The 25,129-nt window shown below is 37.8% G+C and carries 16 protein-coding genes and 1 tRNA gene; 6 read left to right on the forward strand and 11 right to left on the reverse strand.

Annotated elements, in window-relative coordinates:
- Nucleotides 1-48 precede the first annotated feature (48 nt).
- The 4 genes from R3E32_24240 to R3E32_24255 all read left to right on the forward strand — a co-directional run bounded on the left by R3E32_24240 (nucleotide 49) and on the right by R3E32_24255 (nucleotide 6,860).
- The gene (locus R3E32_24240) at nucleotides 49-1,146 is read left to right on the forward strand and encodes an N-acetylmuramoyl-L-alanine amidase (protein MEZ4887860.1); all 1,098 of its coding nucleotides are present in this window, start codon (nucleotides 49-51) and stop codon (nucleotides 1,144-1,146) included.
- A gap of 23 nt (nucleotides 1,147-1,169) precedes the next feature.
- Nucleotides 1,170-2,282 carry an MlaD family protein gene (locus R3E32_24245; protein ID MEZ4887861.1) on the forward strand — a complete coding sequence of 371 codons (1,113 nt, stop codon included), beginning with the start codon at nucleotides 1,170-1,172 and terminating at the stop codon, nucleotides 2,280-2,282.
- A gap of 69 nt (nucleotides 2,283-2,351) precedes the next feature.
- Complete coding sequence (locus tag R3E32_24250) at nucleotides 2,352-4,790, forward strand: transglycosylase domain-containing protein (GenBank protein MEZ4887862.1); 2,439 nt, start codon at nucleotides 2,352-2,354, stop codon at nucleotides 4,788-4,790.
- Nucleotides 4,791-4,823: 33 nt separating this feature from the next.
- Nucleotides 4,824-6,860, forward strand: a complete 2,037-nt coding sequence (locus R3E32_24255; protein ID MEZ4887863.1) for a S8 family serine peptidase — start codon at nucleotides 4,824-4,826, stop codon at nucleotides 6,858-6,860.
- Between the two features lie 140 nt (nucleotides 6,861-7,000).
- On the opposite strand, the gene R3E32_24260 is transcribed toward R3E32_24255, so the two are convergent.
- The 6 genes from R3E32_24260 to R3E32_24285 form a co-directional block, all read right to left on the reverse strand.
- Nucleotides 7,001-7,486, reverse strand: a complete 486-nt coding sequence (locus R3E32_24260; GenBank protein ID MEZ4887864.1) for a biopolymer transporter ExbD — start codon at nucleotides 7,484-7,486, stop codon at nucleotides 7,001-7,003.
- Nucleotides 7,487-7,551: 65 nt separating this feature from the next.
- A complete protein-coding gene (locus R3E32_24265; GenBank protein ID MEZ4887865.1) occupies nucleotides 7,552-8,103 on the reverse strand; it encodes a biopolymer transporter ExbD in 552 nt (183 codons plus the stop codon).
- A 20-nt stretch (nucleotides 8,104-8,123) separates the two neighbouring features.
- Nucleotides 8,124-8,462 (reverse strand): hypothetical protein, encoded by a 339-nt coding sequence (locus R3E32_24270; GenBank protein ID MEZ4887866.1) that lies wholly within the window; start codon nucleotides 8,460-8,462, stop codon nucleotides 8,124-8,126.
- A gap of 178 nt (nucleotides 8,463-8,640) precedes the next feature.
- Entirely contained in the window at nucleotides 8,641-9,465 is an 825-nt protein-coding gene (locus R3E32_24275; GenBank protein MEZ4887867.1) for a MotA/TolQ/ExbB proton channel family protein, read from the reverse strand.
- Between the two features lie 47 nt (nucleotides 9,466-9,512).
- Nucleotides 9,513-9,599 (reverse strand) — tRNA-Ser (locus R3E32_24280).
- A 236-nt stretch (nucleotides 9,600-9,835) separates the two neighbouring features.
- On the reverse strand, nucleotides 9,836-10,627 hold the full coding sequence (locus R3E32_24285) for a TatD family hydrolase (GenBank protein MEZ4887868.1): 792 nt from the start codon (nucleotides 10,625-10,627) through the stop codon (nucleotides 9,836-9,838).
- A 71-nt stretch (nucleotides 10,628-10,698) separates the two neighbouring features.
- On the opposite strand from R3E32_24285, the gene R3E32_24290 reads away from it, so the two are divergent.
- Nucleotides 10,699-12,108 (forward strand): thioredoxin family protein, encoded by a 1,410-nt coding sequence (locus R3E32_24290; protein ID MEZ4887869.1) that lies wholly within the window; start codon nucleotides 10,699-10,701, stop codon nucleotides 12,106-12,108.
- Between the two features lie 90 nt (nucleotides 12,109-12,198).
- Here the strand turns inward: R3E32_24290 and R3E32_24295 are convergent, their stop codons facing one another.
- From R3E32_24295 to pheS, 4 genes are all read right to left on the reverse strand, one after another.
- Complete coding sequence (locus R3E32_24295; protein ID MEZ4887870.1) at nucleotides 12,199-14,973, reverse strand: right-handed parallel beta-helix repeat-containing protein; 2,775 nt, start codon at nucleotides 14,971-14,973, stop codon at nucleotides 12,199-12,201.
- A gap of 813 nt (nucleotides 14,974-15,786) precedes the next feature.
- Nucleotides 15,787-16,992: a hypothetical protein gene (locus R3E32_24300; GenBank protein MEZ4887871.1), complete on the reverse strand. Its 1,206-nt coding sequence runs from the start codon at nucleotides 16,990-16,992 to the stop codon at nucleotides 15,787-15,789.
- A gap of 241 nt (nucleotides 16,993-17,233) precedes the next feature.
- On the reverse strand, nucleotides 17,234-18,997 hold the full coding sequence (locus R3E32_24305) for a hypothetical protein (GenBank protein ID MEZ4887872.1): 1,764 nt from the start codon (nucleotides 18,995-18,997) through the stop codon (nucleotides 17,234-17,236).
- Between the two features lie 765 nt (nucleotides 18,998-19,762).
- On the reverse strand, nucleotides 19,763-20,806 hold the full coding sequence (pheS, locus tag R3E32_24310) for a phenylalanine--tRNA ligase subunit alpha (GenBank protein ID MEZ4887873.1): 1,044 nt from the start codon (nucleotides 20,804-20,806) through the stop codon (nucleotides 19,763-19,765).
- A gap of 307 nt (nucleotides 20,807-21,113) precedes the next feature.
- Between pheS and R3E32_24315 the strand changes: the two genes are divergently transcribed.
- Nucleotides 21,114-23,552 (forward strand): L,D-transpeptidase family protein, encoded by a 2,439-nt coding sequence (locus R3E32_24315; GenBank protein ID MEZ4887874.1) that lies wholly within the window; start codon nucleotides 21,114-21,116, stop codon nucleotides 23,550-23,552.
- A 26-nt stretch (nucleotides 23,553-23,578) separates the two neighbouring features.
- Here R3E32_24315 and R3E32_24320 read toward each other — a convergent pair whose 3' ends face one another.
- Entirely contained in the window at nucleotides 23,579-25,102 is a 1,524-nt protein-coding gene (locus R3E32_24320) for a sulfatase-like hydrolase/transferase (protein MEZ4887875.1), read from the reverse strand.
- Nucleotides 25,103-25,129: the final 27 nt, after the last annotated feature.

Raw genomic sequence — 25,129 nt, forward strand, 5'->3', positions numbered from 1 at the left:
TTTCTATGATAAAGATGCCCTAATTTGAAAAGCAAAAAATTAACTGCCATGAAAAATAAACTGTTACTTACTTCAATTGTTTTGTTAGTGTGTTTAATGATAAATTCAGCTTTTTTGAATGCTCCTCTTTATTCCATCAAAACTGTAGTGATTGATGCAGGGCATGGAGGAAAAGACACTGGTTGTTCGGGCGCACACAGTCGAGAAAAAGATATAGCCTTGAACATTGCCTTAAAATTGGGTAGTTATATTGAGCAAAATGTTCCTGGTGTGAAGGTGATATATACTCGTAAAACGGACGTATTCATTGAATTACACGAAAGAGCTGCCATAGCCAATCACAATCAAGCAGACTTATTTATTTCGATTCACTGCAATGCAGCAAAAAATCATCCAAATGTGCATGGAACTGAAACTTACATAATGGGGTTGGATAAATCAGCAGAAAATTTGGATGTTTCGAGGCGTGAAAACTCGGTGATTTTGCTCGAAAATAATTATGAACACAATTACGATGGTTTTGATTTGAATGATTACGAGAGCAACATCATTTTTTCACTCTATCAAAATGCTTTTCTCAATCAAAGTATTGACTTTGCTTCATCAATTGAAAATGAATTTAAAAATCAAACTAAAAGGTACAGTCGAGGCGTAAAGCAAGAAAGTTTTTTGGTACTTTACAAAACAACGATGCCGAGTGTTTTGGTTGAAGCGGGTTTTTTAACCAATTCTGCCGAAGAAACCTACCTAAAATCAGCCGAAGGTCAAACATATATTGCATCGGCTATTTACCGAGCTTTCAAGGCATACAAAACAAAATTAGAAGGAGTAGCGTTGCCACAAGCAAGTAAAATCAAAAGAGTAGAGATGGGACATACGGCTATGTCAAATGGTGATGCTTCGACTTTGATTTATAAAGTACAACTATACAATGCCTATCAATCTTTAGATTTGGGAAATCCTGATTTCGAGCGGGTGGGCAAAATCGACATTGAAGAAAACCAAAGAGGCATTAAACAATACGTCTTGGCAACTAAGTTTTATGACTATGATCATGCTTTGACCGCACTCAACGACATGAAAAAAGCAGGTTTTAAACATGCTCAAATTGTATTGTACAACAATGGTAAGCGCATTGTCAATTAAATAACTATAAAACCCAACACATTTTGAAGATTTCCAACGAAACCAAAGTAGGTATTTTAGCCATTGTCGCTATCATCATTCTCATTTTTGGTTATAATTACTTGAAAGGCAAAGATCTTTTTTCCACGGATGCTACCTTTTTTGCTATTTACGACAGAATAGATGGTTTAGCTACTTCTAATCCTGTTCAAATAAATGGTTTTCAGATAGGTATGGTAGAAGATATTTATCTGAAGCCTGACCGTTCGGGCAAACTTGTGGTCAAATTTACGATTGACAAGGAAGTGAATCTTCCGAAAGATGCCAAAGTGAAAATTGTGAGTTCTGGTTTGTTGGGCGACAAAGCTGTTGAAGTAGATTTGGGAAAAGCCCGCACTTTGAAGGGGCTGCAATATGCCGAATCTGGAGATACACTACAGGGTATTATTGAATTGGGTATCACCGAACTTGCCTTAGAAGAGCTAATGCCTATCAAAGACAAGGTAGAAAACATGCTAACTTCTTTGGATTCTACGCTGATTGAAGTCAAATTATTGATGCGTTCCAATGAATTTAAGGCTGCTTTCAACAATTTAGGTGAAGTGGTGAACGATTTGAAGGGAACTTTGGACAACATGAATGAATTGACTGGTAGCCTCAACGATTTTGCAGCTTCAGACCTTGACAAAATCAGTGTGAGTTTGAGTAATTTTCAATCTGCAAGTGGTGATTTGAAGCAATTGACTGCTGGCTTGAATGGAACTAAAGTGAAGTTTGACAAGGTGTTGGACAATACAAATACCATTACCCAAAAATTTGCGGATATAGAATTAGAGAAAATGGTGGCACAAACTCAAACTGCTTTGGCACAGGTGAATTCTATGATGGCAAGTATTGAAGCGGGAGAAGGCACTGTTGGGAAAGTATTGAAGGATGAAAATCTGTACAACAACTTGGAAGATACTGCCGAAAGTTTGAATCGCTTGTTGGTTGATTTTCAGCAAAACCCAAAGGATTATGTCAGTTTTTCTTTGATTTCTATTGGCGGCGGTAAGAAAAAGGCTGAGAAGGAGGCGAAGAAAAAAGCTGAGGAGGAAGCAAAGAAGAAGGCTGAGGCTAAGGAAGTGGGAGAAACAGTGGAAAAAGAAAACTACTAAAAAATAACAAAAAATCTTTATTTTTGTCTGTTAAGAGAAAAACAACGACTTCAATAATAAAAACCACCAATGAATTCCAATAAACAGCCAACATCCTCTGAGCCTAAAGCAAATAGCAAGAAAAAAAGAAGTTTTATCCGAACATTTATTTATTTGTTTTGGGCAGCTTTTTTTGTAGGTATTCTCTCTTTTTTCTTGTTGTTTTGGGGAATTTCAAATGGTATGTTCGGAAAACTGCCTAGCTTCGTTGATTTGGAAAGTCCCAAAAACTCTTTAGCGTCAGAAGTTTATTCTGCCGACTCGGTATTGTTGGGCAAATTCTATATAGAAAATCGCTCCAATGTATCTTACGATGAAATTTCGTCCAACCTCACCAAAGCCCTTATTGCCACAGAAGATGTACGTTTTGAAGAACATTCAGGTATTGACTTTCGCTCATTGGTACGGGCCATTGTTAGGATGGGAAAGGACGGAGGGGCAAGTACGATTACCCAACAGCTTGCCAAAAATTTATTTCACGGTGTACAAACCTCTAGTAAGATAGAGCGAATCCAACAAAAATTGAAGGAATGGGTGATTGCGGTGCGTTTGGAAAAAGGTTATACCAAAGAAGAAATCATTACGATGTACCTCAATACTGTACCTTTTAGCAACAATGCTCATGGTATCAAATCTGCTTCAAAGGTGTACTTCAACAAACAACCTTCTGAACTTGATGTGCAAGAAGCGGCTGTTTTGGTTGGAATGCTCAAAGCAAGTACGAAGTTCAATCCAATACGAAATCCTGAACTTTCTAAACGCCGTCGAAACGTAGTCATTGGACAGATGGCCAAGTACAACAAGATTTCTACAGAAGATGCCGATTCTATTTCACTTCTTCCGTTGGTTACAGAGTACCGACAACAAGATCACAATGAAGGATTGGCGACTTATTTCAGGGAATACATCAAAGCAACTATGAAAGATTGGTCTAAAAACCAAGTGAAAGTAGATGGTACAAGCTACGATGTGTTCAGAGATGGTTTGAAAATTTATACGACCATTAACTCCAAAATGCAGGGTTATGCGGAGGTAGCGATGGGTGTTCACATGCGTCAACTTCAACAAGAATTTTACGATCACTGGGGCGATAGCCGTCCATGGGATTACACCTTAGATGGTGCAAAAATGCAAGCTATCAAGGTGAAAGAAGGTGAACCTTGGCATGGAACAAATGAATTGATTTACAGAGCTATCAAAAACTGTGACCGCTACAAAAGATTGAAAAACGATACGGAATTATCGGAAAAAGAAATAGAAATTACCTTCAATACACCTACTGAAATGGAGATATTTTCGTGGACAGGCAAAAAAGATCGCCCCAATCACCACATTACTTATCCATTACCAGGAGTAGATAGCACCTACTATTACTACGATATTGATACCACACTCACACCCATTGACTCCATCAAATACTATAAAATGTTTTTACATTCGGGTATGATGGTGACAGACCCGCAAAGTGGGCATATTTTGGCTTGGGTGGGCGGTATCAACCATAAACATTTCAAATACGACAATGTGCGAATCACTTCAAAGCGTCAAGTAGGTTCAACTTTCAAACCGTTTGTCTATACCCTTGCAGTTCAGAGCGGTTGGTCCCCCTGTCGTAAAGTACCCAATGTTCCTGTCACCTTTGAGAACTTCAATAACTGGACACCCAAAAATGCAGGAACGCTCTACAATGGGCGCATGATTACCCTCAAAACAGGACTGGCACATTCCATCAATCGAATTAGTGCTTATTTGATGAAATACATGACAAGTCCTGATGCGGTGATTCAATTGGCTCGAAAAATGGGCATCGAAAGCCACATGGATCCCTACCCTTCCCTCTGCTTGGGTACGCCCGATATTTCTGTTTTTGAAATGACGGGGGCTTATAGTACCTACGCCAACAAGGGTTTTTATACCCAACCTTACCCAATTATTCGCATTGAAGACAAAAGTGGTACGCCACTCAAATTATGGGTTCCTCACGTTGAAGAGGTGATGAGTGAGCAAACGGCTTATGCCATGATTTCTCTTCTAAAAGGAGTAGTAGATATTGGTACGGCTCGTCGTTTGCGCTGGAAATACAAATTTGAAGGAGAAATAGCAGGAAAAACGGGTACAACCAATGACAACTCAGACGGTTGGTTTATGGGTTTCACGCCCAATATCGTTGGAGGTACTTGGAGTGGAGGAGATGAGAAACAAATTCGCTTCCGTAGCACCCGATTGGGGGCAGGTTCCAATATGGCATTGCCCATTTTTGCAGAATTCATGACCCGAGTATATGCAGATAGTTCTCTCAACATTCTTCAAACAGCACGTTTTGAGAAGCCCTATCGTATGAGCATCGAAACAGATTGCAGCAAATACGCAGAAGCACTACCCAGCGTAGCAGATCCTGGCTCACCAGAAGATACGAGTTCTACCAAAACGGAGGACAACTATGACTACAACGATCAATTTGACAATTAATTTACCCTTCATACTTCAAAAACGCTATCCAATATGAGTTCTGAATCTCCAATGATTGGCACGTATCTCTGGCAAAATGGTAAAAAAATAAATCTTGAGAAAGAGCCAGATTGCATCACAGTCTATATTTATGATCCTCGCAAACTAGAGTTGATTCAGAAGTTGGATGGAGTATTGGACATCAAAAATGTTTTCAATGAAGTCTATCGTTTGATGGTGGACAATACCCGCCTCGAACAGATTATGGCATCTTTGCGTTCACAAGCCTTTGATCTGGTGTGCCATCATGCTTATAAGCCTGTAGGTACAAATCAAACCCGCTATTACATTACAGACAAAATAACGGTCAAGTTCAAGGAAGGAGTAGATGTTGGAGTTATCAACGACTACATGGAAGAATACCATCTACGTTATGTCAAAAGCTACAATGATCGAACTTTTCTACTGCAAATCACTACTTCAACAGGAACCAACCCCGTAAAAGTAGCCAACTATCTGCACGAAAAAAACGAAACAGCATATTGTGAACCCAATTTAATTAGCCGATTTTCTGCCGCATACATTCCAACTGACGAACAGTTTCAACAACAATGGCACTTGCTAAGTAAAGCGGGGCCTGAACTTGTTGCAGATGCCGATATTTCGGTCACTCAAGCTTGGGACATTACCAAAGGAAATCGAAACATTGTAGTGGCGGTATTGGATGATGGTTTTGATATGTCGCACCCCGATTTTCAGGGAGTTGGGAAGATAGTCTATCCCAAAGACTTTGTGGAGGGAGATATGTTGCCGAATCCAGGACCCTCCGATTTTCATGGCACCCCTTGTGCGGGAGTAGCCATTGCAGAAGACAATGGGGAAGGAGTAGTTGGTGCAGCACCAGGATGTGCGTTTATGCCCGTTCGGATTCCTTTTGGGGCAGATGCCAATTTGTTGTATGAAATATTTGATTATGTAGGCAAATACGCCGATGTTATTTCTTGCAGTTGGGGGCCTCCTCCTGTCTATGCACCTTTGCACCAGTTGGTGTATGACAAACTCACCCAACTTGCTGCAACAGGTGGGCCGAGAGGGAAAGGCTGTGTGATTCTATTTGCAGCCCACAACTTCAATGCGCCTTTGAAGGACTTAAAAAATGTGAGCGGGGTTAAATACTTGGCAGGGAATCGAATATATGAACATCGAGATCCTATTTGGAATGGTAATGCTACGCATCCCGATGTGATTACCGTTTCTGCTTCTACTAGCCTCAATGAAAAAGCCGCTTACAGCAATTGGGGCAAAGAGGTGACAGTTTGCGCTCCGAGCAACAATTACCATCCCTTAGATTTTAGCAAAAAACTGAAAGGTAGAGGTATCACCACAACTGATAATTTTCGATTGGGGGCATATTTTTCACCCAATAGTCGCTATACCAATCTTTTTGGAGGTACTTCCAGTGCTACGCCTTTGGTAGCAGGTGTAGCAGGTTTGATTTTGTCTGCTAATCCCAATCTAACGGCTAAGGAGGTGAAGCAAATACTCAGTGAAACTGCGGATAAAATTGAAGACAATACCCCTGACATATTGCTCAATCAGAGCAAAGGGAATTACGACGGCAGTGGTCATTCTGAATGGTTTGGCCATGGCAAGATAAATGCCTTTAAGGCTGTCCAACAAGCAGCTGCGCTTCTACCTGTAGATGAAAACAACGAAGATGCGGATACTACTCCAATTGAAGAAATACCTCTCGTAGATGAACCTGCTGTTTTGGAGGATGGTGTATTGATGCTCAAACTGCGTACCCTTGTGAAAGGAAAAATGGAGGGCAACAACGATAGCAAAATCTACAAAATCAAAGTGGGAAAGAAATTGACCATTCAAATGAAAAGCAAATCGGAGGAAACCGATTTTGACCTCTACCTCAAAAAAGGAACAATTCCCAGCAAAAATGACTATGACAAACGTTCGATTACCGAAACGTCTAATGAAAAATTAGAGTTGGAAAACTTGGAAGCAGGAGAATATTTTTTGTTGGTAAATTCGTTTAGAGGGGAGGGAGAGTATGATTTGGAGGTGAATTTGGAGTAAATATCAATTGTTAAAACCAGCCTCGAATTAATTAATTGCTATAGTCGGTGGTGCGATATATGAAAGCAAAAAAGGCTACCTCTCATACGAGGTAACCTTTTTATATTAGCTTCATTTGTTGAAATGATACTGGGTGATTTTTACAAATCACTCGTTCTCTGTGTAGCAGAATAGTTAATTTTCAAGGCACTTACTTTGCGAAGTTCCTGCTTCACATCTGTAATGATACCCATTTTCACTTCTTTATCTACACGAAGAGAAGTAGTCATTTGAGGAATCAACGTTTCCTCTACCTTAGCACGTTCGTTCTGAATAAAAACGGCAATAGCACTTTTGTACTCCTCTCTATTCACAAACTCATCGTTCAACTGAATAATAGGGGCTGTACCATACTGCTCTCTATAGTTGCCAGTAGGTGCACCAATGTAGATATAACTTACCAAAGATTTTTTCTCCAATTTTTGAAGCTCTGTAGCTTGCGGATACCTTACTTGTACCTTTAGTTCTGTTTCTCTCATCACAGTAGCAACCATGAAGAAGAACAAAAGAATAAAGATAATATCGGGCAAAGAAGCTGTGGAAATAGCGGGAAGTGACTTCCCTTCTTTTTTTCTAATCGCTGCCATAATAAAATTTGTTTAAGAGTTAGAGAATAAAAAACACATAAAAACCTGAATCTAAAAAACAAGGTTTATCCTCCTTCTCCTGTAAAATCTTCTGGCTCTGCCTCCGAAATCTTCAAAGGATATTCTTCTCGAACAGTCTTTTGATCATCTTTACTCAAATCATCGTACAAAAGTCCAAACTTTTGTTTGGCATAATCATTCCGCATCTTATTGTAAGCTGCTTTCAATTCATTTTGAACAGTGATGTAAATATCATAAGAAGTACCTCTATCGCTTTTCAACGATACAACTGCCTCTTGTGGACTATCAGAATATTTCGGATTCGCTCCTCGGTTATTAACATGCTTTACAGCGAGGTCTTTGAGTTCACGCACCTCTGTTAGTTCTCCTTTGACCAACAGTTGGTCTCTAGAGTTCACCAAGATATCCAACACATTTCGTTGGTTCTCTTTTGTTTCGGGTGGTGGTTCCTCAGAATAAGGTGGCAAAAGCACTAAAAGCCCCTTATCAACATCCATTGTGGTCGTTACAAGGAAAAAAATGAGTAGCAAGAAGGCAATATCTGCCATCGAACTCGCATTAATTTCTTCTAACTTCCTCTTTTTTCGTTTTGCCATACTGAATGATAGTTATTGGGTTATTTAACGGCGTTTACAATTTCGAGAACAACTGTCAATATGAATGCTCCTACCGTAAACAGAATACCCGCAGTAATAGAGAAACTAACCAGTTTCATAATTCCTGGAGTAACATAGCTGTAAGTAGCAGATGCAAACCTTCCTGCAATTTCGCTTGAAGCTGTTACCCAAATAAGCAACAAAATCACTGCAAAAATACCAATGCCTGCAATTGTTTTCCCAGACTCTTTGGGGTTACGCAATGTGTAAACTACTGGAAACACAACGGCTAATACCAAAGCAACCAACACTAAAAGTTGCGATAAAGGTATGCCATAATTTACCATAAAATCTTGCATATCTATTAAATTTTTAGGTTGTTTTAATGAAAATAATGTTCAAAAATAATTAATTATCAATAGATTAGATAGAGGGTCAACAGAAGGAGAAAATTTCCGAAATTTATTATTTATCAACCAAAATAAAACTCTTGGAATAAAACCCCTTCTGTTTGAACTTCTTAACTAACTATTCTAATTATCCATCAGCTAAAGATGGATTTCTTTTTGCAACATTGTATTTCACCAATAAATCAACCAATGAAATAGAAGCGTCTTCCATGCTGTTTACAATACCATCCAATTTAGAGATGATGTAATTGTAAAAGATTTGTAGGATAATCGCTACAACAAGACCAAATACCGTAGTCAAAAGTGCTACTTTGATACCACCCGCTACCAAACTTGGAGAGATATCACCCGCCTGTTGGATAGAGTCAAACGCCGAAATCATACCAATTACTGTACCCATGAATCCCAACATCGGAGCCAGTGCAATGAAAAGAGAAATCCAAACCAGACCTCTTTCCAACAGTCCCATTTGAACAGAACCGTACGATACGATTGATTTTTCAACGATGTCAATACCATCATCTACTCGATCCAGACCTTGATAGAAAATACTAGCAACAGGGCCTCTTGTAGAGCGAGCTATTTCTTTAGCCTTCTCAATATCACCTTCTTGCAATGCACCTTCTACATTCTGCAACAACTTGTTTGTGTTAGTTGTCGCCAAGTTCAACGCCAAAATACGCTCAATACAAAGAGCCAAACCCAAAATTAAACAAATCAATACAACACTCATAAAACGCCAGTCACCATCAATGAAGTAACGCTTTAAAAGCTCTTGCATTGTCTCTTCTCCTTCGTCTGTACTCGAAAGAGGAACCACTGTCGTTGAAGTCATTTGATCAACAACAACATTTTGCACATTTGTAGTTACATCGTTGTTCTGTGCGGAAACAGTACTACCACCGAATACAGCGAGTGTACACATCAGTAATAGCGTAAACAATTTTTTCATATTCATTCCTTTTATGATTAAAATAGTTAGTTAGAACCAAAAATTTGCAGAGAGGAAGGGATTCGAACCCTCGGTACTCTCTCGAGTACACACGCTTTCCAGGCGTGCACCTTCAGCCACTCGGTCACCTCTCTAAAGCTAAAAGTTTATCAAAGAATTGTGTACATTGAAGTAAATATCTGATTTTTAGGCCAAAAAAAATACTTCAATCAAAAAAATCTATTTTTTGTTTAGAACAAAGTCTGAAACAAAAGATGCAAAAAAACTTCATTTTCGCAATTTTGCCACATACTTGCCACCAATATACGCAAAATCCCAATTGATAGACAAAAATTCAAAAAAAAAAATAATTATCAAAACCTTTGCCCCATCAATTACAAAAAATTTCTATTGCATTTTGGGTAGTAATAGCTGCAACTTCTTCCAAGGATACTTTTTTTATCTCCGCCACTTTTTCTGCAACCGCTACAATGAATGCACTTTCATTTCTTTTATGTTTTTTCTTTCGATAGGTATGTGGCACTAAATAAGGTGCATCTGTTTCCAATACAAAATATTTTAGGGGGATATTTTCGATAGTTTCTGACAATTCTTTGCTATTTTTGTAAGTAACCACTCCTCCAAGCCCCATATAAAATCCATTCAAACTAATTACTTTTTCTGCATCAGCAGTTGAGCCAGAAAAACAATGGAAAATACCTGTGAGATTTTCATCGTTCATAGATTGAACGATTTCGAAGGTCTCATTGAAGGAATCGCGAGAATGTAGCACAATTGGCAAGCCAAATTCTTTTGCCCAGCTTATTTGTGTTTTTAGGGCTTCAATTTGTTCACTTTTATAAGTGAGATCCCAATAAAAATCAAGTCCTATTTCACCAATAGCTGCAAAACGGGTAGGATTTGCCTTCAGTGCTTGGTAAGCACCGTCAAGTTCGACTTTATAGTCACCTTTGATAGAGCAGGGATGTACGCCCATCATCGGATAGCATTGTTGTGGATATTGTTCGGCCAATTTATTTAGCGAATCAATATAGCGGCTGTCTATATTTGGTAAAAAAATTTTTTGAACGCCAGCATCATACGCCCGTTGAAGCATGGTTACTCGGTCTTCGTCAAATTGCTCTACATAAAGATGAGCATGGGTATCAATTAGTTGAATCATATAAAATATAACTTATACTTGTGTCTGTAAAGGTAAAAAAATAATCTATTTAACCACTATCTACTACCATCATGAATAAGCATGCAAATCAATTGCCGCACAAGACAAAAAAGAATAGTTGGGGATATACCAAACGTTTCGGAATATGTATAGGTATTCTCTTGTTTTTCATTTCTACAAAAGCAACTACTCAAAATCAAGAGGTTTATTTTTTAAATACGCCGATGACTATGGAACAGTTGGTTCTACAAGCAAAAAAGGAACACAAACTGATTTTCATTTATGTTTTTGAAGCCAATTCTCCGACCTGCGCTCAAATTGAAAACTACTTATTTAAAGATTCTCAAATTGCAGCCTACCACAACCGCAATTTTATTAACTACAAAATTGACGGAAAAATAGATATTAGTCAAAGTTTTGTAGCCCATTTTCAAGTAACTGCCTTTCCATCCTTTTTATTCTTTAGTGAAAAAGGACAACTTTTATACAATACCCCTCAAAAATTGTCTGCAATGGATTATTTAAAGTTGCTCGAAAATATCCATGATACATCGAACAGTTTACCAGTAATAGAAGGTATTTCTTCCAACAGTACAAGCAAGTTCGATGATAAACTTATCGTTCCTTCTCCCGATTACAATGCTTCCTCCTCCGACAATACACCCCAAAAATCTCAGCCTAATCAATCCATCCCTACTAAAATGCTGAACATGGAAGAGCAGGTAAAAGAATGGCAAAAATCCTACTACAATAAAACTATTGGAGAACAAGAACTACTTCAATATGCTTATTGGCTAAGAAAAAACCGCCAATCTTACCATTCAATTGTCAATGAGTATTTAAAAACACAAAGGGGAAAACTGCAAAATAACACCAACCGTCAGTTTTTGTATGATTTTTCTGAAACAATAGAAAATGAGGCGATTAAGCTGCTGATAAATGATATTCAATACTTCAAAGCGACTCAAGGCAGTGAAAAAATCAACCAAAAAATCAAAACCGCTATCTACAATAGCATCCAAACTGCCATAAAAGAACACGACAAAATCATCTTCAAAAATGCAATTGACATCATACACCAAACCGACCTACCCTTTCAGGATGCCTTTGAATTTGATATGAAAAAACAGTATTACGAAGGTGTTGCTGACTGGAAAGCTTTTGCCGAAACTGCTATTGAATATATTGACTCCAAAAACATCACCGACCCCATACTCCTCATTGAATTGGCAGCTAAGGTTGCGCTACATCTGGATGATAGCCGCTACTTAGAAAATGCCCTAAAGTGGGCTGAGACATCTGTAAAGATTGAAAATGAGTACCCCTGCAATTATACACTGGCTTATGTTTATTATAGAAAGGGGGATTATGATATGGCGATGAAAGTAGCAGAATATACGCTTAAACTTGCTGAAATGAGACAGGTTAATTCACAAGAAATCAAGAAACTGATTGATGATATTAGGATTAGGCAGAAGTGAAATAAAAAGAAGTCCAACTACTCTCAAATTTTTATTTTAAGGATAGTTGGACTTTTATTATGAAAGAATAATCTTATCTAATTGACAATTTTAGCTATTCCACTGCAACTTATTTTTCTCTTCTGTAATGTAGAGAACACCTAATGTCATCAGTGACAATGCCAAGATGATTAAGCCCCATTCGGAGAGGGTAGGCACTTCCTGAACAATGGTTGCATTTGCAAAGGTAAGCAAGCCCGTACATGCATCGTCAGGTTGGTGAAATAAGGCACCTTCTAATGTGGATAGATTTTGCGTGTTGAAGTTGTTTTCTTCTACATTGATGTCAGTCGTCCAACAAGCCATTGTCGTTGTCCAACCTCCGCCTGATCCGTACCCAAAGAAAGCGTCTGCTCCATCGGTAGAACCCGTTGTATTATCCAATAGAATAAAAGTTTCCAAATTGATATTGAAGGTATTTTCATTTCCTGCTGTACCAATGGTGAAAGTGCCGAAAGCGGCATTATCTGAATCGTGGTCATAAAAACCAATGCCTATACCTCCTGTTGCTGCGTTGCCATTGAAGGTATTGTTGATGATGTTGGCATCAATGGTTGTTTGGACAATAGTGTTTGAATTAGAAGAAATAGATTTGGTATTGACCGTGATGTGACGAAAATCCGTTAATCCCGCCAGTGGAGTGAATACATTGTTGTCAATAGTTGCAGTAGGATAGTTTTCCAAACTAATAGCCCACCTATGTCCTGTAAAGGTGTTTCCTGCAATGTTTGTGGCTTTGTTCTGTTGGTTGTTTTGCAAGCGTAGAGAGGAAGTATAAGTATTTCCAAAAGTACCATCAAAAACATTGTTGGATATATCTATCGTTCCTGCACCTGCATTGTGGTCAGAAAGCTGCAATCCTCCTCCATTGAAGTTGTTGTTTTGAATCGTAATATTTCCATTACTACCAAAACGAATCAATATATCGTGATTTATCGTTTGGCCTGTGTTTCCATTAAAAGTTCCACCTCCTTCATCTAATGACAACCCTGAACGAAAAAAGCGATCTACACCTCCAGAATTTCCGTCGGAACTTGGCAATCCTGTTACTGTATTATTATTGAATACTACATTATCAATCCCTCCAGTAGCCACTCGATAATTTGTACTACCACCATAATTAATACTTACAGCATTTCTATTGCCATAAGAACCAAATGAACCCGCACCAGAAGAACCATACGGGTTGATTGTATTGTTGGTCACATCAATATTGTCAATTGCTGCTCCACTTACAATAATAGCACTACTTAGTTTCACGAAATCTACTTCAAACTGAAGGTTGTTGATGGTCACATTGTCTGCACTTACATCAAAAAGCGTAGCTTTTCCACTAACAGTTCCTGTAAAATTGATAATGGGTTGTGAAGCGCCGATTCCATTGATAGTTACTTCTTTGTTAACCAACACTTGTTCATCATAAGTTCCTTCACTTACTTCAATGACATCCCCAGCATCCGTTGCAGTAGCATCAATGGCAGATTGAATGGTACAAAAAGTTGCGCCTGTATCGGTATTTTGAACAACGCCTGAAGTCGTAGAAAGTCCTGCACCTACTTGTCTAAAATCTGTTCCATTTGTATTAAAGGTATTTCCACTTACGGTATTACCACAAGCAATTTGGGCGTTTCCTCTACCGAAGTAATCATCAGATTGGCCATCATTTTGACCTCCATCGCCAGGATAATTAGGAGTAGGGTGTCCTCCTCCTTGTTCTTGTATTCCAATATCGTTGTTGGATACCGTATTTCCAGTGACAGTATGATTCGTTCCTTCAATGACAATACCAAAACCTTCACTTGTAGTAGCACCTGCATTCTGCTGTTCATAGCCTGATACTGTATTGTTCTGTACCACAACGCCAGTAGGAACATCTACATTCCCTGCTAAAACACCTCTACGAAATACAGCAATACCTGCATGATCCCGAATATTCATTCCCACAGTAGCTGTAAATGTGACATTGTTGTTTTCCACTACAATACTACCTGCCCCAGAAGTCTCGCCCGAACCGTCAGGGTTTTTAATCTCCATACCAAAACGACCACAATCAGTAATCGTATTTCCGCTAATTACATTCACACCAGGGCCTTGTATGCCTGTCAGCCCCATACCACTATCTACAACATCAGACACATTATTTCCTGTTATCGTAACTCCAGTAGCTGTACCATCTTGCAGTTCAATTCCACAACAACCTTCATTATCAGAAACTGTACAGTTGGTAATGGTAATGTTTTCTTTCAAACCATTCCAAACGACAATTCCTCTAGGGAAACCACCAGCCGCAGTATTGATGTCTGTGACAGATATATTATTGAAAGTAAGCGCATTAACAGGCCCATTGAAATAAATCCCTCCGCCATTGGTTCCCGCATTACAAGTAATATTGTTTATTTCAACATTATCAATCGTAGTAGAATTATTTCCTCCAATTCCATAGATAGCAGCTTCAGAAGCAGCATAGCCTACAAAATTTTCAATAGATAAATCTCGAATAGTTGTACCTGTTACCCCATTCGAAATCTGAATACCTGCATCAGTTAAGGTATTATTCCCATCTATGGTGACATCCGCTGCCGTTCCAGTTGCACCCCGAATGATTAGGTTGTTTTTTCCTGCAGGGATGATTACACTCTCAATGTAAGTTCCTGCTGCAATGACTATTTCATCGCCTGAACTAGCCGCAGTTACTGCAGCTTGAATAGTAGCTTGATCACCTGGTACATTGATAACTGCTGCACTTAGACTACCACAGTAGCCTATAAATACCAAGAAAGCTAAGCACCTTAAGATTAATTTGGGTAATAGAATTTTGTTTTGCATAAAAGTTGATTAATTTATATTTTTAATTAAAAATTGTTTAAATTCAATGTTTTAAACAATCTAATTAGGTATAAAAATGATAGATTATTAAAACAGAGAATATTCAAGGTTTATCCATTTGATTAATGGTTAAAATTCATAGTTATTCATTGCTATGATAAAAATGTCGATTATATTACTTGCGAATTTACAAAATGTAGGAAGGCAGAGGGATAGCTTTATACGTATTTCATACTTTATTATGAATACACGATAAAAATAAAATTTATACAGAAGATATTATTGCAGTAGTATAAAATATTAGTGATATAAATTTAATGGTTAAACAAAACTATTCAACTACCTAAAAGATTTCTACGGTTTATACTTTTCTCGGAAATGATATAGTGCATTGTCACTTTATCAAAAGTACGGAGAAAATCAGATAGAAAAAAATATTTTTACTTATATAAGTAAAATTTCATTATAAGGAAATTTTATCGCTTGGATTATAAAAGCATTGATTTTTAATGTTTTAGAGTTTTTTTGTCATAACATTAAAAAATATTTTTATTTAATTAAATATTAATTTTTACATAATTATTTTGTAATGAAAAGACATTCAATGTATTAGTTCTTGTGGAAAATGACATAAAAATGTCATATTTTATAATCTCTATTTATTAATCCTACAGAAAAAGCTAACTGGAAGTAAAGGGAAGATGCTTCTATCCGTGAAAAAAAAAGTACAACTATTCCCGAATTATGTCAAGAACAATTGTACTTAATATTATTGAAGAGAATCTTCTCTAAAGATTAATCAAAATCTTATTATTAGTTATTCCACTGCAACTTATTTTTCTCGTCGGTAATATAGAGAACGCCTAAGGTCATCAAAGATAAGGCTAAGATGATTAAACTCCATTCGGATAGGGTAGGAATAGGCATAGATGGATTTAATCCCAACTGAGCAAGCGATGTTGCCCACGAACCGAAAGTTACATTAGGACTGACACTAGCCCCTGTTCCTGAACCTTCACCAGATGGACCAGAAGCATCTCCCCACCAATTCATCGAACCATCTACAGTGGCAGAAGGGGATACATTGACAATTCCTCCAGAGGGGTTATTGCTCAAATCGTTATTATTTATCGTAGCCACACTTACATCTGCTGCTGGATCAAATCCTATGGAGACTCCCACCGTATTTCCAGTTATTGTATTAGAAGTAATAGTTATGTCATTGGGGAGATTTTCTCCTGCAGGAAAATAAGTTGTAATAAGAATGCCTGCAGAAGTAGATCCATCAGAAGAAGCTTCACCCGTATTTCCAGTAATCGTGTTACCAGTAATCGTTACAGTTACATCACCTGAAATGTCAAGTGCATAATCCAGCCAATCTCCATCGCCTTTTCCAGTATAAGTGTTGTTTGTGAAAGTTCCACTTATTGTTGCAGGATCAATGACTCCTGCACGGAAATGCACACCTATTCGTCCTATATTGGTAAACGTACAGTTTGTAATGTCAACATGTCCATCCTGAACTTGAATTGCGATTCCAAGATAAGGTGAGGAGGAGTGTTTGATTTCATTGAAGGCAACGTTATCTACTGAGCCTCCATCTTGAAAGCGAAGAGCAGTATAAGTGTCGATACCCGTTGCGTCCAAGGTCATATCTTTAATATGAACAGTAGTGCCAGGGGCTGTTATTATCCACGCCGATGCAGGATTGCCATGTCCACTCGATGCAGTGTTATAACTTGAACTGACTGTTGTAACATTCTTTCCTTGCCCTTGAATCGTTACAGACTGAGAAACCGTTATATGTCCCTCGGTGTGATTAGCATCCTGTATATCTATTATATCGTTTGCTGCTGCGGCATCAATAGCAGCCTGAATAGTAGTAAAATCACATCCTAAGGCACAGACAGTATGAGTCGCTGCATTAAGGCTATTGTAGCAGCTTACAAATACTAAGAAAGCCAAGCACTTCAAGGCTATCTTTTTGGTCAAACTGGGTAATAGAGTTTTGTTTTGCATAAAAATTATGAATTTAAAATTAGGAATAAAAAAGTTTTTAAAATAGTATAAATATTACATAGTAAATGACTAAAAACAACCCAAGTATTATATTAATATATTTTTGTTAATTATTGATATACAAAAGGTAAAGAGAATATTTTTCAGTCCTTGAAAAATTAACCCTAAAAAAAAATACAATTACTCTCGATGTTTATGTCAAGAATAATTGTACTTTTTTTAGAAAAATCTTCCCCAATTTCTAGCTATTCCACTGCAGCTTATTTTTCTCTTCTGTAATGTAGAGAACACCTAATGTCATGAATGACAATGCCAAGATGATTAAGCCCCATTCGGAGAGAGTTGGTATTGGTACTTCCTTAGCGCACGTTGAATCGGTAATAAAAGAACTAAAGTCTACGTCCACGCTTACTGCATCACCTGTACCTGGTCCTTCACCACTTGGACCAGATGGGTCACCCCAACAGTTCTGTGTAGCATCTATTAGAGTTCCAGTTTGGTTATCTACTCCAAAAGTACCATTCCCTGCAATCACATTCATATTTGCTGTACCTGTACCATTATTTATGAATTGAATACCAATACCATTATTTGAAATCGTATTATTGGTAATTGTAGCATCCCCTGCATCTACTAAAATACCAATTAAATTTCCAGAAATAGTGGATACATTATCGTGAATATTTGCTGAGGCATCAATTCCTTCTACCTTTATTCCTACCCTATCAGTGACATTTGTTGTAACCACAGTTTTTACATCGGTATTTCCTATTATTTCTGCCTCCACAGTAGCATTGTTACTATTATCAGGACTGTCCTTGACATAAATTCCAGTACCCACATTATTGGTAAGTTTTGCTCCATCTATTAATGCTCCAGTATTGCCTGCATTAGAATTATAACCTTCATAATTATTCACAAAAATTCCTATATCTACATTACTTGCAGTACATCCTTGTATGTTTACAGGATTTGCAGGGTTGACATTCCAAACTTCAAATCCCTCAGAAGGATTTGAAATTCCAGTGCCATCAACAGTGTTGTTTAGGATTTGCCCAGTTGCATCACTCAAACTTGCAGCCAAAATGCCGTCCCACACTGTTTCGTTGGCATCATCTATGCCAGTAATAACATTGTTTGAAAAAGTCAGTGGCTCTACGCTTCCACCTGTATGCAGATTGTAAAAAATCCCTCTTCTTCTTGCTTCAATGGTATTGTTGTCAATTACTTGATACATGACATCACCAGGGTTTGCATCGTGGAAGTTACCTGTTTGAATCCCAATTCTTACATTGGTCATCACATTATTCGTTATTCGAGTATAGTTATCATTGTAAAGAAGGACTCCTCCACCCCAAAAATCAATAACTCCACCAGACTGATAAGTTCCCAAGTCTCTCATTAAGTTATCATCTACTAAATGATCTGAAGTAGATGGATTATTGAAGTTATCCCAACCGAATATATCTACTGCAAAAAATGACAAGTTTTGAAAAATATTATTTCTAACTTTCAAAGAATTTACAACTATAGTATTCCCTGTATCATAATAAACGACTCCATCAAAGGCATCTATATCTGCACCATTCGTACCTATCCAACCTGTAGTGATACTCGTATTGTCACCATCTATGGTCAATCCATCTATAACCACATTACTAGCAGTAATTGTAATTACGTCGGTCTCTGTAGCTCCAGGAACGATGATGGCTTCTGCTACACGACTGCCTGTGTTAGGAGAGATTCCGAAATTAGGACCTCGAATTTCGACTTCCTTGGACACTGTAATACTTTCACTATAAGTCCCTGCTTGTACTTCAATAACATCACCATCTAGAGTACCTGCATCATCAATAGCTGCTTGAATGGTAGTAAACGTTTCGCCTGGCCCTACAGGAATAGTCGCTGCATTAAGGCTATTGTAGCAGCTTACAAATACTAAGAAAGCCAAGCACTTCAAGGCTAACTGTTTGGTCGAACTGGGTAATAGATTTTTGTTTTGCATAGAAATTATGAGTTTAAAATTAGGAATAAAAAAGTTGTTTAATTTATTATTTGAAAAACATCAAATATCCATTCTTATAGAACATAGAAAAACCCTACATCATCAAAATACATAAAGCCCAAAGCTTATCCATTTGATTAATAGTTATTCATTAATATGGTGAATATATCAATTGTATTACTTGCGAATGCACACGTGTAGAAAGGTAGAAATATAATTTTATGCGTATTTCATACTTTATTATGAATACACGATAAAAATAAAATTTATACGGGAGGATTTATTGTAGTATTATGAACTATTAGTGGTATAAATTTAATGGTTAAACAATTATTTGACTACCTAAAAGATTTTTATGGTTTGTGCTTTTCTCAAAAAAAATAACTTATAATGCTGTTTATCAAAGGTAGGCAGAAATTTCAGATAAAAAAAATGTTTTTTATTATATGCAAAAAAAATCTCTATGATAAAATTTCATTGTCTTATTTTGCAAAATACTGTATTTCAATTGCTTATAATGAATTCATGCATAAATTAAACATATTCAATATTTTATAAAATATCAATCTTTTCACAACATTATTGTGTAACAATTGTGAAGTCATTAGGATAGATGTTGCAAAACAAATCAGCATCAAATCGTCATTAAATTGTCATTTTTATTCAAAAGTATCTATTTACCAATTATATAGACATAATAAGGCAATAGGAAGAAAAGATTTCTTGCCTTGGAGGGTGAGAATGTATGAAAGTGAAAGTATTATATTAGAGTGCCGCCCCAAACTGCTTCAAAAAGCGTACATCATTTTGAAACATCAAGCGAATATCACCAATGCGGTATTTGAGCATCGCAATGCGCTCAACACCCATTCCCCAAGCATACCCAGAATATACTTCGGGGTCAATATTGCAGTTTCGGAGTACATTTGGGTCGACCATACCACAGCCCAAAATTTCGAGCCAGCCTGTGCCTTTGGTGATGCGGTAATCTATTTCGTCTTTCAAGCCCCAGTAGATGTCAACCTCTGCGCTGGGTTCGGTGAAAGGGAAGAAGGAAGGTCGAAGGCGAATTTTGGTTTCTTTGCCGAACATTTCACGAGCAAAGTAGAGTAGTGTTTGTTTGAGATCGGCGAATGATACATCTTTGTCAATGTACAATCCTTCTACTTGATGGAATTGACAATGTGCTCTTGCAGAGATGGTTTCGTTTCGATAGACACGACCTGGAGAAATAATGCGAATAGGAGGAGTTTGGTTTTCCATCACATGCACTTGCACCGTTGAAGTTTGTGAGCGCAATACGGAGGCAGGATTGGTTTGAATGTAGAAGGTATCTTGCATATCTCTAGCAGGATGGTCTTCTGGGGTATTTAAGGCGGTGAAATTGTGCCAGTCGTCTTCAATTTCGGGGCCTTCTGCTATGGTGAAACCGATTCGGGTAAAGATTTCGTTGATTTGATTGCGAACGATGGAAATAGGGTGACGACTCCCTAAAGGCATTGTAGTGATAGGGCGGGTTAAATCAGGTATTTCAATCGTATTGGTTGAAGCTTCTTCTATTGCAGTCTTCAATAGATTGACTTTGTTTTCTGCTGCTTGTTTTACGGCATTGGCTACTTGTCCAAATTCTTTTTTTCGCTCATTGGGTACATCTTTGAAGCCTGCAAAAAGAGCTTTTATATTTCCTTTTGTTCCCAAATAAGCAATCCGAAATTGCTCTAATTCTTGTTTATCAGTTGTTGTGAATTTTTCTATCTGCGCCAATAAATCCTTTGCGGTTGCGAATATATCTTTGTTTCCTTCGGACATGGTAGTTCTGTATTAATATAAATTTGGATTACTACTATTTTCAGCAGCGTTTTTTAGTAGCTGCAAAACTAATGATTTCTTGGTGAAAAATAACCGTCTATTGGTGGTTAATCTTCCCTATTTGCAAACTTATGGATTCACAATACTCGAAAGCCTATTGCAGTTATTTGGTAAAACATTGAAGAGTAAACATATTTTTCTTTCCTTCGTTTTATGCTTGCTTATTCGTTTCAGGTGTTTTTACTATCTTTAAATTATTAAACCAAGCAACCTATAAAGCATCCAAAATTTCAAATCCTAAAAAAATATGAAAGCAAAATATTCATTTCTAATCAGCACTATCTTATTTCTCTCTTTAAGTTTGTTTTCTTCGACCAAGATGTCTGCACAATTAAGTTCTTATAATGCAGATGATTGTGAGCAACTCGAGCAATGGATGATGATATTGAAGATAGATGGCATCGAACTTTATCAGCCCGATTGGACCAATCAATTATACAAGGAACAAGATTGTCACCCGATTTGGTACAATACTGTTACGGGTTTTATTTTTGCGAATGAAATCATCAGTATTCTTCAAAATGCGGTAATTGAAAATGATTATCATTTGAAGAAAGCTGAATTGCTCTACAATGATATTAGAAGTCAGCTATTGCCTATTGGTTTTTTTGACTACAATAGCTTATCGGACTTGGATATTTTGCTTACCGATGGTGCTTTGCAATATGCGTATGATATTCAAGAAAAAATTGTAGCGAAAAAACCAGAGGCAAAACAACTGGAGGAAGAAACGATTAGGTTGTTGATTATTGACGGATTGTTGAATGCGCTTAAGAGTGAAAGTTTGGCGATTTATTTTGAAGAATTGCAAGAAGGTTTGGATGATTTCGATATCTCATCTTTTGAGGAAGCTTCTCAGGTAGCTGATTCATTGAAGGTTACTGACGATAACGATAGCGAGGCTTTTGAAGAAAATACCGAGGATATAGGCTCACCTGAAGATGCGAAAGTGACCCAAACTGTTCCTGCTCAACCTGCAAATACGCCTAAAGTTCTTAGTGTAAAAGATTCGAGTCTCTACAAATTGGTAAAAGAAATCAGCCGTCCTGCTTCAAAAAGTGTTTTCAATCAGGCTCTTTACCACCCTGCATGGATTGATTCTTTCTACAAAAGCCGCAACTATGAGCCTGTTTGGCACAATGGATATACGCTATATGGTCGTGGGAGTGAGGTGATACGTCATATCGAAAAAGCATCTCAAGAAGGATTGGCCTCCAAAGATTACCATGGTGATGTATTGACCAAATGGCACAGCGATATCAATGAGGTCTATGATGTAAAATTTATCCCTTACGACAATTTTTTGCCTAAAATAGATGTCCTCATTACCGATGCGGCTCTTCATTACGCCTATCATTTACACTATGGCAAATTGAATCCTTCAAAGTTGGATATTGGATGGAACATCGAAAGAGATGGGGCATTTGATTTTGCGGCTGCTCTTCAACAGGCAATAATTAACCGCAATGTAAATCAGTTTTTTGAAGATCGTAAACCGCAGCATGAGGAATATGGCCAATTGAAGGAAGCATTGGCTTATTATCAAGCTCTTCAAAATGAGAAAGGTGAATGGATGACCGACCTCAAAAGTGAAAAATTGGAGTTGGGTATGAAAGACAAAGCAGTTGCTTTGCTGCGTCAGCGTTTGGCGTTTGAAGAGGCACTTCCAGAAAAGTTAAATGATCACAAAGCTACGACTACTAAAGTGTTGAAAAGTGAGGTAAATATGGACACCCTCAGAGGTTCGTATGCAAAAATAGAGGAATTGGAGAACTCGTTGATTCTTACCAAAATGGATAGTATTTATAATCCCGAAGTTTTCGATATCACTGTTCACAATGCGCTTGTGGCTTTTCAGCAGCAACATGGAATTGGAGATGATGGGGTAATCGGGCCCAATACACTTTCTGTTCTAAACACCTCACTTGAGCACCGAATCAAACAAATCAACATTGCCTTGGAACAGTGGCGGTGGATGCCCAACCAATTCAGTGACTTTTTTGTGTTCGTGAATATCCCTGCATATCAACTGGATGTGTATAAAAATGGAAAAATTGATCAGACAAAGAAGGTGATGGTAGGTTTGCCCAACCACAAAACTGCTATCTTTAGCAACAACATTCGTTACCTTGACCTCAATCCGTATTGGACAGTGCCTTTTAGTATTGCAACGAATGAAATCCTTCCCAAATTGAAGCAAAATCTAAGCTATCTGAACCGTCAAAATATGAAGGTTTTTTCGGGCGGAAAAGTCATCAATCCTTATAATGTGAATTGGTCAAGTCTGAGTAGCAGAAAGTTCCCTTATACTATTCGACAGGAACCAGGTACTAAAAATGCACTTGGAACGGTGAAGTTTATGTTTCCCAACAAATACAACATTTACCTACACGATACCCCCTCCAAAAGTTTGTTTGTGAAGGCAGAACGTGCTTACAGTCATGGTTGTATCCGTTTGGATAATCCCGTCCAATTTGCCGAATACTTATTGCAGGATGATCCAAAGTGGGACGCTCAGAAAATTCAGAAAGTGCTGGATAGTGAGAAAAATACTCGGGTTTCTTTGGACAAAAAAATCCCTATTTACATCGCTTATTTTACAGCTTGGGTAGATGCAAGTGGTTTGACACATTTCCAAAAGGATGTGTATGGTAAGGATGAGGTAGTGATGAAGGCGATGTTATAGAATTGTTGGTCAGATATGGATTGGCTCTAAATCTTCACAAACTTATTCCTCATTTGCCCTATTTGTATAAAATACACTCCAGCTTTAAGTGCTTCAATAGAGATGGTGTTTTTGCCAAAAAGCAATTGACCCGATATTGGCTTATTTCCCAAAGTATCAAAAATGGAAAATTCTTGGTTTGGGTATTGCCAATCCAAGTAAATTTCATTTTGTGCAGGATTCGGGAAAATAGATGCAGTTTGTGCCATTAAATCCACTTCTTCAATTGAAGTAAGTAGCTCACGTAGAGTGCTTAATTTGTCAAACGAAACTTGTTGGGTTGAATTGAGATCTGGTAGCAAATCATTTTTCTCATAGGGATCGTTGAGGAGGTTGTAAAATTCTTGTGTTCCATTTTCCAGTTCAATGTATTTGAAGGTTGCGTCACGAGATGCCCAGCCAGAATTGTTAGAAGAAATTTCGGTGTACAAACAATCTCTTTGTCCTTCTCCTGAATTGGATAACAGGGGAGCAAAACTATAACTATCATGTATTTGTGAAAGAGGTGTTCCTGTTAGTTCCACAATCGTTGAAAATAAATCGGAGAAAGAAACAAGAGCAGATTCTCTTTCATTGCGTCGTGTGACTCCTACACCAGTAACAATCATTGGCACATGAACGCCACCTTGATAGAGACTTCCTTTGGACTGATACTTTGCATAAGGTGCTTGAATAACATCCCTATCTGTTCCATTATCGCCAACAAAAATGACAACCGTATTGTCTAATTCACTTTGAGGGATAGTACTGAATAATCTACCCATTTCATAATCAACACTTTCGACCATCGCTAAGAAATAGGGGAGTGGATTGGCATCAATAGAGGCTTGGTCTGTTGGTAAATTACCTTGTGAGTGCATATTTGAAGGAGGTAGATGCAAGGGAGTATGTGGAGCATTGTAAGCCAACCAACAAAACCACGGCTGGTTTTGCACATTGATCCAGTTGATGGCTGTGTCTGTTATTTTGGTAGTAATGTATTCATTGGTATTTGCAGCTTCTCCATTTTCTACCCAAGCATAATTGTTGTAATCAACTACTCCGCCACCCAAAATGCCTGAAAAATACGATATGCCCAGCTTGTTTGGGTAGTCATAATCGGGATTGTTTCCGCTGCCGCCCAAATGCCATTTCCCTATAAGACAGTTGCTATACAAACCATTGCTCGTTTGGTCAATGTATTTATGGAGAGAAGTTTCATTGAGGTCGAGAGTTGCCAATGTTTCTGCATTCAGCACATTGGTTCTAAAACCGTACTTACCCGTGAGGATGTTTGCCCTACTTGGAGCGCAAACGGGATTAGACCAAACATTGTCGAAAGTCAAACCTTCCTCCATCATTTTTTGGAGGTTTGGCATGTTGGCTTTTGTCGCATCAGGGGCATAATTTGGCGTTTCACCCAGACCAATATCGTCCGCTATGATAAGCAATATATTGGGTGATTTAGCAGAAATGTTAAACGGAAAAATGTTGATTAGTAGGAATAACGAAATGATAGTGAGTAGTTTCATCTGATTTCTTTTTTGAGAGATTTGAAG

Source organism: Chitinophagales bacterium (genome assembly GCA_041392475.1).
GTDB lineage: Bacteria > Bacteroidota > Bacteroidia > Chitinophagales > UBA2359 > JAUHXA01.

Excerpts from the sequence above, each read along its gene's own strand:
- R3E32_24240 (MEZ4887860.1), top strand. The coding sequence starts at position 49 with ATGAAAAATAAACTGTTACTTACTTCAATTGTTTTGTTAGTGTGTTTA.
- R3E32_24250 (MEZ4887862.1), top strand. The coding sequence starts at position 2,352 with ATGAATTCCAATAAACAGCCAACATCCTCTGAGCCTAAAGCAAATAGC.
- R3E32_24255 (MEZ4887863.1), top strand. The coding sequence starts at position 4,824 with ATGAGTTCTGAATCTCCAATGATTGGCACGTATCTCTGGCAAAATGGT.
- R3E32_24260 (MEZ4887864.1), bottom strand. The coding sequence starts at position 7,486 with ATGGCAGCGATTAGAAAAAAAGAAGGGAAGTCACTTCCCGCTATTTCC.
- R3E32_24265 (MEZ4887865.1), bottom strand. The coding sequence starts at position 8,103 with ATGGCAAAACGAAAAAAGAGGAAGTTAGAAGAAATTAATGCGAGTTCG.
- R3E32_24270 (MEZ4887866.1), bottom strand. The coding sequence starts at position 8,462 with ATGCAAGATTTTATGGTAAATTATGGCATACCTTTATCGCAACTTTTA.
- R3E32_24275 (MEZ4887867.1), bottom strand. The coding sequence starts at position 9,465 with ATGAAAAAATTGTTTACGCTATTACTGATGTGTACACTCGCTGTATTC.
- R3E32_24285 (MEZ4887868.1), bottom strand. The coding sequence starts at position 10,627 with ATGATTCAACTAATTGATACCCATGCTCATCTTTATGTAGAGCAATTT.
- R3E32_24290 (MEZ4887869.1), top strand. The coding sequence starts at position 10,699 with ATGAATAAGCATGCAAATCAATTGCCGCACAAGACAAAAAAGAATAGT.
- R3E32_24295 (MEZ4887870.1), bottom strand. The coding sequence starts at position 14,973 with ATGCAAAACAAAATTCTATTACCCAAATTAATCTTAAGGTGCTTAGCT.
- R3E32_24300 (MEZ4887871.1), bottom strand. The coding sequence starts at position 16,992 with ATGCAAAACAAAACTCTATTACCCAGTTTGACCAAAAAGATAGCCTTG.
- R3E32_24305 (MEZ4887872.1), bottom strand. The coding sequence starts at position 18,997 with ATGCAAAACAAAAATCTATTACCCAGTTCGACCAAACAGTTAGCCTTG.
- pheS (MEZ4887873.1), bottom strand. The coding sequence starts at position 20,806 with ATGTCCGAAGGAAACAAAGATATATTCGCAACCGCAAAGGATTTATTG.
- R3E32_24315 (MEZ4887874.1), top strand. The coding sequence starts at position 21,114 with ATGAAAGCAAAATATTCATTTCTAATCAGCACTATCTTATTTCTCTCT.
- R3E32_24320 (MEZ4887875.1), bottom strand. The coding sequence starts at position 25,102 with ATGAAACTACTCACTATCATTTCGTTATTCCTACTAATCAACATTTTT.